Source organism: Arthrobacter sp. NPDC097144, from assembly GCF_044762205.1.
GTDB lineage: Bacteria > Actinomycetota > Actinomycetes > Actinomycetales > Micrococcaceae > Arthrobacter_B.
The window spans coordinates 297,548-309,995 of the sequence record NZ_JBIWDW010000004.1; the positions used below are offsets into that span (position 1 = coordinate 297,548).

General features: G+C 64.8%; 9 protein-coding genes and 1 tRNA gene. 7 read left to right on the forward strand and 3 right to left on the reverse strand.

The genetic code is table 11. The annotated features are described in order from the left end of the window. Positions 1-104: 104 nt before the first annotated feature. The 3 genes from ACIQXM_RS11320 (at position 105) to ACIQXM_RS11330 (ending at position 4,005) form a co-directional block, all read left to right on the forward strand. Entirely contained in the window at positions 105-3,107 is a 3,003-nt protein-coding gene (locus ACIQXM_RS11320; protein WP_400931453.1) for a UPF0182 family protein, read from the forward strand. 64 nt (positions 3,108-3,171) lie between these two features. Next, positions 3,172-3,248: transfer RNA gene (locus tag ACIQXM_RS11325), tRNA-Met, on the forward strand. A 172-nt stretch (positions 3,249-3,420) separates the two neighbouring features. Further along, positions 3,421-4,005 (forward strand): DUF6328 family protein, encoded by a 585-nt coding sequence (locus tag ACIQXM_RS11330; RefSeq protein WP_400931455.1) that lies wholly within the window; start codon positions 3,421-3,423, stop codon positions 4,003-4,005. Positions 4,006-4,126: 121 nt separating this feature from the next. Here ACIQXM_RS11330 and ACIQXM_RS11335 read toward each other — a convergent pair whose 3' ends face one another. After that, entirely contained in the window at positions 4,127-4,867 is a 741-nt protein-coding gene (locus ACIQXM_RS11335; protein WP_400931904.1) for a PspA/IM30 family protein, read from the reverse strand. 102 nt (positions 4,868-4,969) lie between these two features. Then, on the reverse strand, positions 4,970-7,009 hold the full coding sequence (locus ACIQXM_RS11340; protein WP_400931456.1) for a TPM domain-containing protein: 2,040 nt from the start codon (positions 7,007-7,009) through the stop codon (positions 4,970-4,972). A gap of 260 nt (positions 7,010-7,269) precedes the next feature. On the opposite strand from ACIQXM_RS11340, the gene ACIQXM_RS11345 reads away from it, so the two are divergent. The 4 genes from ACIQXM_RS11345 (at position 7,270) to ACIQXM_RS11360 (ending at position 11,645) form a co-directional block, all read left to right on the forward strand. Beyond that, positions 7,270-8,799: a S1C family serine protease gene (locus tag ACIQXM_RS11345; RefSeq protein WP_400931458.1), complete on the forward strand. Its 1,530-nt coding sequence runs from the start codon at positions 7,270-7,272 to the stop codon at positions 8,797-8,799. Positions 8,800-9,046: 247 nt separating this feature from the next. Beyond that, a complete protein-coding gene (locus ACIQXM_RS11350) occupies positions 9,047-9,895 on the forward strand; it encodes an electron transfer flavoprotein subunit beta/FixA family protein (RefSeq protein WP_400931460.1) in 849 nt (282 codons plus the stop codon). 55 nt (positions 9,896-9,950) lie between these two features. Then, on the forward strand, positions 9,951-10,895 hold the full coding sequence (locus ACIQXM_RS11355) for an electron transfer flavoprotein subunit alpha/FixB family protein (protein ID WP_400931462.1): 945 nt from the start codon (positions 9,951-9,953) through the stop codon (positions 10,893-10,895). Between the two features lie 3 nt (positions 10,896-10,898). Beyond that, complete coding sequence (locus tag ACIQXM_RS11360; protein ID WP_400931464.1) at positions 10,899-11,645, forward strand: PIG-L deacetylase family protein; 747 nt, start codon at positions 10,899-10,901, stop codon at positions 11,643-11,645. A 38-nt stretch (positions 11,646-11,683) separates the two neighbouring features. On the opposite strand, the gene ACIQXM_RS11365 is transcribed toward ACIQXM_RS11360, so the two are convergent. Further along, positions 11,684-12,442 carry a TipAS antibiotic-recognition domain-containing protein gene (locus tag ACIQXM_RS11365; protein ID WP_400931466.1) on the reverse strand — a complete coding sequence of 253 codons (759 nt, stop codon included), beginning with the start codon at positions 12,440-12,442 and terminating at the stop codon, positions 11,684-11,686. Between the last annotated feature and the right edge of the window lie 6 nt (positions 12,443-12,448).

Genomic DNA, 12,448 nt, shown 5'->3' on the forward strand with positions numbered 1-12,448 from the left:
CAAGGCAGAATGATAGAGCACGGCAACTTGCGAAGAGGACGAAAAAATGTCCTTGGCATTCCTTGCAGGGGCCGTGGACCGACGCACCGAACGATGAGGTAACAGTGACTTCCGGACCAAACGGCCCATTCTCCCGACCCAGCCCCGGCGCGGGCGCCCGTCCAAGCAGGCGGCGCGGACCCAGTCCGCTGATCGCCACGCTGATTGTGGTGGCAGTCCTCGTAATTGGATTTGTCTACTTTTCGCAGGTATATGCAAATGTCCTCTGGTACAACCAGCTGGGCTACCTCAGTGTCTTCGTCAAGGAGAACCTGACCCGCATTGTCATGTTCCTCAGTGCTTTCGTGGTCATGGCCGGCTGTGTGTTCCTGAGTATCAGGGCCGCCTACGTCTCGCGCCCGGTGTACGCGCCGGACAGCGCGCTCCAGGACAACCTGAACCGTTACCAGGCCCAGCTTGAACCGGTCCGCAAGCTTCTGATGATCGGTATCCCCATCGTCGTCGGCGGGTTCGCCGGCACGGCTGCCATGTCCATGTGGCAGCAGGCGCTGCTGTTCTTCAACAGCCGCAACTTTGGCCAGCAGGATCCCGAATTTGGCCTGGACTTCAGCTTCTATCTCACGCAGCTGCCGTTCCTCGGCTTCATCGTGGGCTTCCTCATCAGCGTTGTGGTCATTTCCGGCATCGCCGGCCTGCTGACCCATTACCTCTACGGCGGCATCCGCCTGGAGGAAAAGGGCATCTTCACCTCCCGCCAGGCGCGGATCCATATTGCCGTCATCGCGGCCAGCTTCCTGCTGCTGCAGGCGGCGAACTTCTGGCTGGACCGCTATGACACCCTGCTGAGCACCTCCGGGACCTGGACCGGAGCCCTGTACACGGATGTCGAAGCAGTCATTCCCACCAAGACCATCCTCACCGTGGCCTCCGCAATCGTGGCGCTGCTGTTCATCGTTTCTGCCTTCATCGGCCGCTGGCGCCTCCCGATCATCGGTACCGCCATGCTCATCATTACGGCAATCGTGGCGGGCGGCATTTACCCGTGGATCGTGCAGCAGTACCAGGTGAAGCCGTCCGAGCTGAGCAAGGAATCCCCGTACATCCAGCGCAACATCGAGCTCACGCGCGAGGCTTACGACCTGGACCAGACCGAGGTCATTGACTACAAGGCCACGGTGGATGCCAACGCCGGCGCGCTCGCCGCTGATTCCGGCACCACCTCCAACATCCGCCTGCTGGATCCGAACGTCGTTTCTCCTGCGTTCTCCCAGCTGCAGCAGTTCCGCCAGTACTACCAGTTCCCCGAAACGCTGAACGTGGACCGCTATGACGTTGACGGCGAAGTCCAGGACACCGTGATCGCAGTCCGCGAACTGAACACGGACGGCGTCCCCTCCGGCTGGGTCAACGAGCACATCCTCTACACGCACGGCTACGGCGTGGTCGCGGCCCGCGGATCAACGGTCCAGGCGGACGGCAAGCCCAGCTTCACCGAATCGGGCATCCCTTCCACCGGCGTATTGGGCGATTACGAACCGCGGATCTACTTTGGTGAGACGTCCCCCGACTACTCGGTGGTCGGAGCACCCGAAGGCGCCGATCCGCAGGAAATCGACCGCCCGCAGACCGGCGACTCGGACACCGAGTCCCAGACCACCTTCAGTGGTGAGGGCGGACCCAGCATCGGCAATCTGTTCAACCAGCTGGTCTACGCGCTCAAGTTCCAGTCCACCGAGCTTCTCCTCTCGGACGCCATCAACCCCGAGTCACAGATCCTCTATGACCGGGATCCGCGCGAACGCGTGGAAAAGGTTGCCCCGTACCTGACCGTGGACGGCAATGCCTACCCGGCGATCGTTGACGGCCGCGTGAAGTGGATCGTGGACGGCTACACCACCAGCAAGTACTTCCCGTACTCCACCCAGCAGGAACTGCAGGCTGCCACCACGGACTCCCTGACCACCGGAGCAGCAGCGCTGCCGGCAGACAAGGTGAACTACATCCGCAACGCGGTGAAGGCCACGGTGGATGCCTATGACGGCTCCGTCACCCTGTACGCCTGGGATGACCAGGATCCGCTGCTGCAGTCCTGGCAGGCCATCTTCCCGTCCACGCTGAAGCCGTACAGCGAAATGTCCGCGGACCTGATGGCGCACGTGCGCTACCCGGAGGACCAGTTCAAGGTACAGCGCGAACTCCTGGGCAAGTACCACGTCACCAACGCTGACTCATTCTTCAAGAACGACGACGCCTGGAGCGTTCCGAACGACCCCACGGTCGCGAACTCCTCGGTGAAGCAGCCGCCGTATTACCTGTCCCTGCAGATGCCGGGCCAGGACAAGGCAACCTTCTCCCTGACCACGCCGTTCATTCCCTTCGTCTCTCCCAACGGTGAAGCACGCAACGTGCTGTACGGCTTCCTGTCCGCCGAGGCTGACGCGGGAACGGGTGAGGCAGGAGTCAAGAGCGAGGACTACGGCAAGCTGCGGCTGCTCTCCCTGCCGACTGACACTGTGGTTCCCGGCCCCGGCCAGGCCCAGAACCGGTTCAACTCGGACCCGACGGTTTCCAACGCGTTGAACCTGCTCCGCCAGGGTGCCTCCGAAGTTATCAACGGCAACCTGCTCTCCCTGCCTGTGGGCGGCGGCATGCTCTACGTGCAGCCTGTCTACGTGCAGTCCTCCGGTGATGCCTCCTACCCGACGCTGCAGCGTGTACTGGTCAACTTCGGCGAGAAGGTCGGTTTTGCCCCCACACTGGATGAAGCCCTGAACCAGGTCTTCGGCGGAGATTCCGGTGCCATCACCGGTGACTCCCAGAACGTGGGACAGACGCCGGACACCGAAACCCCGGTTCCGGGTGACACCACGGCCGAAGCTGACCTGGCAGCAGCACTGGCAGACGCCGGCGCAGCCATCCAGGAAGGCCAGACGGCGCTGGCCGCAGGGGACTTCGCAGCGTACGGTGCCGCGCAGGACAAGCTGAACGCCGCGATCCAGCGTGCGATCTCGGCTCAGGAAGCCATGGACGGAGCCGCCGGAGATACCGGCGGCGACACCACCGGTGCCACCGAAGGTGCAACACCGGCTCCCACCGAGGGAAGCTAGACAGCTGCTCTCCGGCTGTGAAGTTGCAGCCGGAGCCCGCGGCGGGTAGAGTTAACTATCACGCCGCGGGGTGGAGCAGTTCGGTAGCTCGCTGGGCTCATAACCCAGAGGTCGCAAGTTCAAATCTTGCCCCCGCAACCAAAGGTTGAATCAACCGCATAGCAGTAAAAACGAAGGTCCCGGTTGGCAGAAATGCCGACCGGGACCTTTTGTATGGAGTATCGGGCACTTTGTATGGGCGGAATGCGGGGCTTCCTCCACCGGGCAGCCGGAACGGCGTGCCCGCCGCCGCCCCCGTGGCTAAACTCGCGGCATGGGAACACGCGTACCGCCGACAGGCTCCGAGGACGATCAGGAGCCCTCTGAGCAGCCTGAGGAGGACCGGCAGCGTGTAGAGGAACAGGAAGCTGCGGCGGCGGTGGAGCGCCGGGAGACGGCGCTGGAGCGGATCGACCGGAACTGGACTGACCTGCTGCAGGAGCTGCGGGTTCTCCAAACCGGAATCCAGATACTCACCGGGTTCCTCCTCACGCTTCCGTTCCAGCAGCGTTTCGCCGAGCTTTCCAACGGCCAGGTCTTTGTCTATCTGTCCCTAGTGGTCCTGTCGGTCCTGATTACGGCGCTGCTCATGTCCACCGTCGTCATGCACCGGACCTTTTTCCAGCTCAGGATTAAACCGGAGCTGGTGCGCAACAGCGACATTCTGCTGCGCGTCACCATCATCCTGGTGGGTTTCGTCCTCGTCGGCACTCTCGGCCTGGTTTTCGACCTGGTACTGGGGTCCGGCACCGGCGCCGTCGCCGCAGTTGTGCTTGCCCTCATCCTGGTCTTCCTGTGGAGCGTGCTGCCGCTCGCGATCAGGCATCGGGCCCTGAACCGACGGGACTCCCCGCAATAAGACTTCCCGGAATTAACGCCCCGGGGCAAAAGTCTCCGGGAAGAAGCAGGGACAAGAACGGGCGGCACTCCAGGGGAGCACCGCCCGTTTTACCCGGCGCCGGCCAGCGGCGCTGGGAGTCTTAGTTCTGTCCGATGGCCGACTGGCCCGAGCCGGAGCCCTTCAGTGCGGCCAGGCGTGCTTCAACCTCGGTCTGCTCGCCCAGGTCCTCCAGGCTTTCGAACTGTGCATCCAAGCTGGAGGCAGCCAGCTCGTTGGCGCCGCGGACCCGTGCTTCTTCGCGGCGGATCTTCTCTTCGAAGCGTCCCACCTCCGACGTGGAGTCCATGACGTCGATGCTCTTCATGGCCTCGTGCATCTGTGTCTGGGCGTGTGCGTTGCGGGCGCGGGCAATCAGCTCGTCACGCTTGCTCTGCAGCTGGTTCAGCTTGCCCTTCATCTGGTCCAGACCGGTCTTCAGGCGCTCCACGATCTCTTCCTGGGAAGCGATGGTGGGCTCGGCGCCCTTGGCCTCGTTCTCGGAAGCCATCTGCCGCTGGATTGCCACCTTGGCCAGGTTGTCGAACTTCTCTGCGTCAGCGGCATTGCCGGCGGCACGGAACTCGTCGGCCTTCCGGGAGGCAGCCAGTGCCTTGTTGCCCCAGTTGCGGGCATTCTGGATGTCTTCGTTGTAGTCATCCTGAAGCATGCGCAGGTTGCCGATGGTCTGGGCCACGGCGCTCTCAGCTTCGGCAATGTTGTTGCTGTAGTCCCGGACCATCTGGTCCAGCATCTTCTGCGGATCCTCGGCCTGATCCAGGATGGCGTTGATGTTGGCCTTGGCCAGCTGGGTGATGCGTCCAAAGATTGACTGCTTTACCACGGTGTCTGCCTTTCGGTTTTTGGTGATGAGCCTGCTGAGAAAAACTTTTGTCATTCCTTCACTGAGATTGTTCTGTGATTCTGAAGCTTCCCGGGGCAGGGATTAGAAGCTGCTTCCGCCTCCGTCGAAGCCGCCTCCTCCGCCTCCGCCGCCAAAGCCGCCGAAGCCGCCTCCGCCCCAGCCGCCTCCGCCGCCAAAGCCTCCTCCGCCGCCGCGAAGGATGGAGTCGATGAGGATACCGCCCAGAATGGCGCCGCCAAGGCCGGACCCGCCGCCCCTGCCGCCGTACATGCCGCCGCCGCCGCCCCCGAAGCCGCCGCCGAACCCGTCGACATCCTGCTGGGCCATGTCCGCAGCCTGCGCTGCCAGTGCGTTGGCCTGCTGGGCATAGGCCAGGGCGCTGACCGGATCCGACGACTGCAGGGCAACAGCCTGCTGGAGGTTGCGCTCTGCCTCGGCCAGCCGGGTGCGTGCCTCTGCGCCGACACCGCCGCGCCTGGCGCGGATGTAGTCGGAAGTTCCGGAGATCTGAGCCTGTGCGGACATCATTGCGTGCTGCAGGGAATCCCGCGCGCGGCGTTCCTGTTCCTGACGGTCACGGATTCCCTCCAGAGCGGTATCGAGCTGTGCGTTGGCCGTCTCCAGGCGGCGCAGCAGGTCCACCGGGTTGTTCTTGACCGATGCTTCGCGTTCAACGGCCGTCAGCGCGGCTTCCACACCGGCCATGGGGCCAGCCAGTCCGGAATTGGCGCCGCTGGAGGCAAAGGCACGGGCCTGCGCGAGGTCCTGCCTGGCGTCTGCCACGGCACGCTGCAGTTCACCGCGGGCAGAGTCGAGCTCATGGCCCGTCTTTTCGATGGCGTCCAGCAGAACGTTGGTCTGGTGGACGCTTTCCTCGGCGGCGCGCACGGCGACGACGGCGGAGGAGGTGTCGCCCTCGTCGAGTTTCGCCTGGGCTGTTTCTTCGGCGTTGTCGACAAATTCGAGCCGCTGGCGTGCCTGCTCGATGTTGTCGGCAACCTGGGTCAGTGCGGAATCGGCGTACCGCTGCCGCAGCCCGGCCAGCGAAGCCTCGGCCGCATCCAGCCGGCCGGCTGCCTCCTGGGCGTTGCTCCGTGCCGCGGCCAGGGCAGCGGGTGCGTTCTTCTCGAGTTCCCGCAGGGAATCGAAGTCTTCCTTGTGTGCCTGGAGCGAGGAATTGACCGCTTCGCAGCGGCGAATGATGTCCTTGAGCCAGGTGCGCTGCTGTTCCTCGGTGTCCGGAATGTGGTCATCCAGCTGCTGCTGCATCTTGAAGGACTCACTCATGTGGTTTTTCGCAGCAGCAAGGTCATCGGTAAAGGTCTTGACGGCGTCGTCGCCGTAGGAGGCCATGGCGAACGCGAGTTCCTGCTCGCTGGACTTGATGGCGTCGTCGGCGGCCACCAGGAGGCTGCCGGCCCGCTTGCGCAGGTCCTCAACGCTCAGTGAATCCAGCGGGTCCACGGGCTCGCTCACTTCGTTGCGTGCGGGACCTGCGCTCACGGTTCCCTTGCGGCGGCTGCGGACAAACAGGAACATTGCGCCGCCGCCGAGCAGGATGATCCCGCCGATGAGCACGATCGGAGCGAGGCTTGCACCGGAGGAAGAGGAACCGCTTGAGCTTCCGCTGCGCCCGGACACGAGGGCGTCAGCCGCGCTGACGGCTGCATCAGCCCAGTCAGCCGAGGTAATGGTCTGCTTGCCGAACAGGGAATCAGTGGCTGCCGCGATGACGGCGTCGCCCTGTGCCGGGGTCAGGGGGCTGTTGTCGGGGACTGATACGTTGAGCCTGCGGCCGTCCGTGGCGAAACTCAGCAGCACTTCCTGGGAGTCCATTCCCTTCTGTGCCACAACCTGGTCACCCCAGGCCGTGGGGTCCGAGGGATTCGTGAACTCATCCACGTAGACGACGTAAAGGGTGTAGCGGCTCTCACTGCGCACCTCGGAGATGGCCTGGGTTACCTCAGCGGAATCCGACCCGAGTACACCGGCCTGGTCCACCAGGAACTGCCCGGGGGGAATGGTCACCGGCGGAACTGCTGAGGCCGCCGTGGCCGGAACCAGCAGTGCCGTGACACTCAAACCGAGCACGGCAGCTAGCCGCTTGGTCTTCAACCGCATAAATTGTCCTCAGGTTCGTTGTGGCCTATGGCTGTTCTCGGCTGCGTTCCGCCGGGTCCGTTGTTTCCCTTGCGGGACGTACCGACACTTGGATCGATTCTATGGTTCGCCGTATAGCCAGTCCACCACGTCCGGGGCAGATCAGCTTTCGGCTAACTCTCAGGAACCGTTCAGGAATCTCCAGCACCGGTCACAGAAAGAGCTGTCATAGTTGATGAAGCACCAGATACGCGGGCATACAGATTTGGAAAGGACAGCACATGTCTGAGCAATACGGGGGCACCGAGGAACCACGGCGTCCACTGCCTCCCACTCCACCTGCCCCGCCTGCATCGTCCGACGGCGGAGCTGGGGACCAGACGCAGCGCACGCCTGAGAGTTCGGGCCGGCAGGAGCCGACCCAGCCGCTGCCGCCGTATCCTGCGGCGCAGGCCCCGGGTTCCGCACCGAAGGCGGAATCAACCTCCCACACGTCCGGCGGCGCCCACCCTGCGGGAGCTTCTGCTCCGCCGGCCTATGCACCCTCTGCTTCCGGCAGCGGCTACTCCGGCTATGGCCAGGACCCCTACGGATCCGGATATCGTCCGGCCCCGGCCGCTCCTGCGCGCAGGTTCGGGACCGGCACCCTGATTACCGGGATGCTGCTGGCAGGATTGCTGGGCGGCGGCGTGGCAGTGGCTGCCGATTCCTGGACGGACAGCGGATCAGCGCCGCAGGGCACCGGCCAGGCGAACACCGTGGTGGTGAACAAGGAAGACAGCGTCAACGCCGTAACAGCCGCCGCGGTCAAGGCTTCGCCGAGCGTAGTCACCATCGACGTTTCGGGCGGCAGCAGCTCCGGCACCGGCTCCGGAATTGTCCTGGATGACAGTGGACATATCCTGACCAATACGCACGTGGTCACGCTGGGCGGCACGGTCTCCGACCCGTCCATCGAGGTGCAGGCCAACGACGGCCGTGTCTTCTCCGCAACCGTGGTGGGAACCGATCCGGTCTCCGACCTGGCTGTCATCAAGGTGGATGCCTCCAATCTGACGCCTGCCACGCTGGGGAATTCGGATGACCTCAACGTCGGGGACACCGTCATTGCCATCGGAGCTCCGCTGGGCTTGGCGGGAACAGTCACCGACGGCATTGTCTCCACCCTGAACCGCACGATCAGCGTGCAGTCTTCCGCAGCACCCGAGTCAGACTCGGACGGCGGAACGGGACAGGATGACAACGGCAACGGTTTCCGTTTTGCGCCGCCGGACGGTTCCAGCCAGAGCCAGAGCGCGGCTGAAAGCTCCATCTACCTGGACGTCATCCAGACCGATGCCGCCATCAACCACGGAAACTCCGGCGGTGCCCTGGTGAACACCGACGGCGACATCGTGGGAGTCAACGTGGCCATCGCCTCGGCGAGCGAGGACAGCGGAAGCATCGGGGTCGGCTTTGCCGTACCGATGAGCTACGCCGAGCGGGTGGCGAACGAGATCATCAGCTCCGGTTCGGCAACGCACGGATTCCTTGGCGTTTCAGTTACACCGGCCGCAGCCTCCGGCAGCTCAACCTTCACCGTCGGAGCGGAAGTTGCTGAAAACCCGGCCAGCGGGACCCCGGCCGCCAAGGCAGGCCTGAAGAAGGGCGATGTTATTACCGCGGTCAACGACATCCCGGTCACCGACGCGCAGTCGCTGACGGCCGCCATCCGGATGCAGGCAGCCAACAGCAAGGTGACCATCGATTACACCAGCGGTGGAAGCGCCAAGAGCGCCGATGTGACGCTGGGCAACTCAGCGGACCAGTAAGCAGGTCGTTCGCCGTGGCGCCGCGGGCGCAGCGGCGGGAACCGGCAAAGCAGGGACTGTCCCTCCATGGAGGGACAGTCCCTGCTGTGCATGGGGGACGGCGCGCTGCTGACGGACGGAACTGCCCCCGCCGGGACACACAGGCGGCTTCACAGTGTGATTAGCTTAAGTTTGTCGCCCCCGGGCGGCTCATCCCGCCGTCGGTGAATCGGTGCCCGGGAGGATTTCCAACGCAGAAAGGCCCCGCATGCAGGACTCAGCCGACAGGCCGTTGAACATTGTTGTTTTGGTGAAGCACGTCCCCGATGCCCAGTTTGACCGGCATCTCTCCGGACCCCGCCATACCTTGGACCGCTCCGACAGCATTCTTTCGGAACTGGACGAGTACGCGTTGGAGGCTGCCCTGCAGCTGGCTGAGGAACGCGGCGGCCAGGCAGCGGGGAATATGGTGACGGCCCTGTCCATGGGTCCGGACGCTGCCGTTAATGCTGTCAAGAAGGCACTGCAGATGGGTGCCTATCAGGGCTTCCACGTGAACGACGCGGCGTTGGCCGGCTCCGATGCCGCGGCAACGTCCCTGGTGCTGGCCGAGGCTGTGAAGCATGCCGCCGGGGAGCCGGGCGCTTCCGCGCTGCCTGACCTGGTGCTGACGGGAATGGCTTCCACGGACGGCGAAACATCGCTGGTCCCCGCCCAGCTGGCCGAGCGCCTGGGACTGGCTCAGATCACCTTCGCCTCCGAGGTTGACGTGACCGGCAGCGGGGACGCCGCCGTCGTCCGGGCCCGCCGGGACGGAGACTCCTTCTCGGAAACCCTTGAAGCGGAGCTTCCCGCGCTGGTGTCCGTCACCGACCAGGCCAACGACCCCCGGTACCCCAATTTCAAGGGCATCATGGCGGCCAAGAAGAAGACCGTCACGGTCCTTTCCCTGCAGGACCTGGGCCTGGAGCCCGCGCAGGTTGGCCTGGAGGGCTCCTGGACCACGGTGGCTGCTTCCGCGCCGCGTCCGCCGCGGACAGCGGGAACCGTCATCACGGATGACGGCAATGCCGGCATTGCCCTGGTGGACTTCCTGGCCGCCTCCAAACTGATCTGAGAAACTTTTCACCGGCGCTGCTCAAACAGTGCCCGAAGTATTAAGGAGAGCCGCCATGGCCTCTGTCCTGGTCTTTATCGATGTGCCGGGCCTGCCGCTGCCGCGCGCGAGCCGAGAACTGCTGACCATTGCCCGCGGGCTTGGGGAGCCGGCCGTGGCCAGCCCCCGCCCCGTCGGCGATGATGTCCTGCAGGCGCTGGGCGAATACGGTGTCAATGCCGTGTACGAACCCGACAGCGCCCTGCCCGATGTCCTGATCGCGGCCAAAGCCGCTTTCCTGGCGGATGCGGTGCGGGCGGCTGAGCCGGCCGCCGTCCTGCTGGGCAATTCCTTCGAGGACCGCGAAGTGGCGGCACGCGTGGGCGTGAAGCTGGGCTCCGGCGTGATCACCGATGCCGTGGCTGTTGCTCCGGACCTGTCAGTCACCAAGTCCGTCCTTGCCGGTTCCTACACCTCAACCTGCCGGGTGCAGACCGGAGTTCCGGTGATTACCGTCAAGGCGAACAGCGTTGAGCCCGCAGCTGCCTCAACACCCGCAGCGCCCGAGCGCCGCCGGCTCGCCGTGACCGGCGCCGGTCCTGCCGCCCGGGTCACCGGCCGCACCGAAAAGCGCGTCAGCGGCCGTCCCGAGCTGTCCGACGCACGGGTCATTGTGGCCGGCGGACGTGGCATGGATGGTGACTTCACTCCGGTGGAGAACCTGGCCGATGCCCTGGGAGGTGCCGTCGGCGCTTCGCGTGCAGCTACGGACGCGGGCTGGATTGAGCACTCTGCGCAGGTGGGGCAGACCGGCAAAACGGTGTCCCCGCAGCTGTACATTTCAGCGGGCATTTCCGGCGCCATTCAGCAGAAAGCCGGCATGCAGACCGCCAAGGTCATTGTTGCGGTCAACAAGGACCCCGATGCGCCGGTGTTTGAGATAGCAGACTTCGGAATCGTGGGGGACGTGTTCTCGGTGCTGCCGCAGGCCACCGAGGAAATCAAGAAGCGCAGGTCCTGACGGATGGAACCCACCGCCCCACGCATCAAGCGGGTGCTCGCCTTCGCCGCGCACCCCGACGACATTGATTTTGGTGCCGCCGGAACCGTGGCCGCCTGGACCGCCGCCGGCGTCGACGTCACGTACTGCATCATGACCGCCGGTGATGCCGGCGGATTTGAGCCGGGGGACCGGAGCAACGTGTCTGAACTGCGCAGCAGCGAACAGCAGGCCGCCGCGGAACTGGCCGGTGTGCGGGACATCCACTTCCTGGGCGAGCGGGACGGCTTCCTGGCCGTGACCCCAGAGGTGACGGAAAAGGTGGTGGCACTGATCCGCCGGGTGCGCCCCGACGTCGTGCTCTCCATGCATCCCGAGCGCAACTGGGATCGGATCCAGGCCAGCCACCCGGACCATCTGGCCTGCGGAGAGATCGTCACTCGTGCGGTCTACCCGGCAGCCGAAAACCCGTTCGCCTTTCCCGAGCTGGCCGAGCAGGGCCTGGAAGCGTACAAGGTTCCGTGGCTGTGGTTCTACGGAGCGCCGCGGGAACGCGAAAACCATGCCGTGGATGTCAGCGCCTTCGTGGACACCAAGCTGGCTGCCATCCGGGTCCATGCGAGCCAGCATCCCGATGTTGCCGGGATGGAGGCTGCAGTGCAGGCCATGCTGCAGGACAACGCCCGCCGGTTCGGGTTGCCGGACGGCGCCAGCGCCGAAGTTTTCCACGCGGTGGGAGTCAATACCGAGCAGACCATCGCCGGGTTCTGAACCCGGACGATGATCAGCCCCGGGGCGGACGCTCCCTGCTACAGGTTGGCGTCCGCCCATGCATCAATCGCCGTCGACAGGTAGGCCGCCAGCCCCGGGGCCTCACGGTCGTAGAAGGCGGTGAACCGCCCGTCCTGCACATACATGCTCCCCAAAGCCTTGTAGGCGTCCCGGTCCGGAGTCCAGCCCGCGCAGACCCATCGGTAATGGCGCGCGACGGCGGCGGAAACCCGGGTGTCCGACGGCGCCAGATGCGCCCGCAGGCAGGCAGCGAGCTCGGTGTTGATGACTTGTGCCTCCTGCAGCAGTTCTCGTTGCCGGTCCGTGCCGAGGCTGGTGAGGCGGGCCTGGCTCGCCTCCACCCGGGCATCACCCCAGCGCTGCCGGGCTTCCTCTTCATAGGGGTTCTCAGAAAATCCCCGAAACAGTTCCTGTGCGTCCATGGTTCCTCCCTGCATTAACATTTCCAAGGTAGCCTGGACGGCCTCTGCCATGTGGGTGAGCCGCAGGCTTTCTTCCTGCAGCCACCGCTGGTGGACAGCCAGGGCTTCCATTTCATCCGTCTGGCCCGCCAGAATGCGGGCGATCTCCTCCAGCCCCAGACCGAGACGGCGCAGCAGCAGGATGCGCTGCAGCCGCAGGAGTTCGTCCATCCCGTAAAACCGGTAGCCGTTGGTGCCGGTGAACGCAGGCGAGACCAGGCCGCGTTCCTCGTAATGGCGCAGCGTGCGTGAGGACACTCCGGCCATCCGGGCCACCTCGGAAATGGGCCAGGCATCCTGCCGGGGCGTGATCATGCGGGG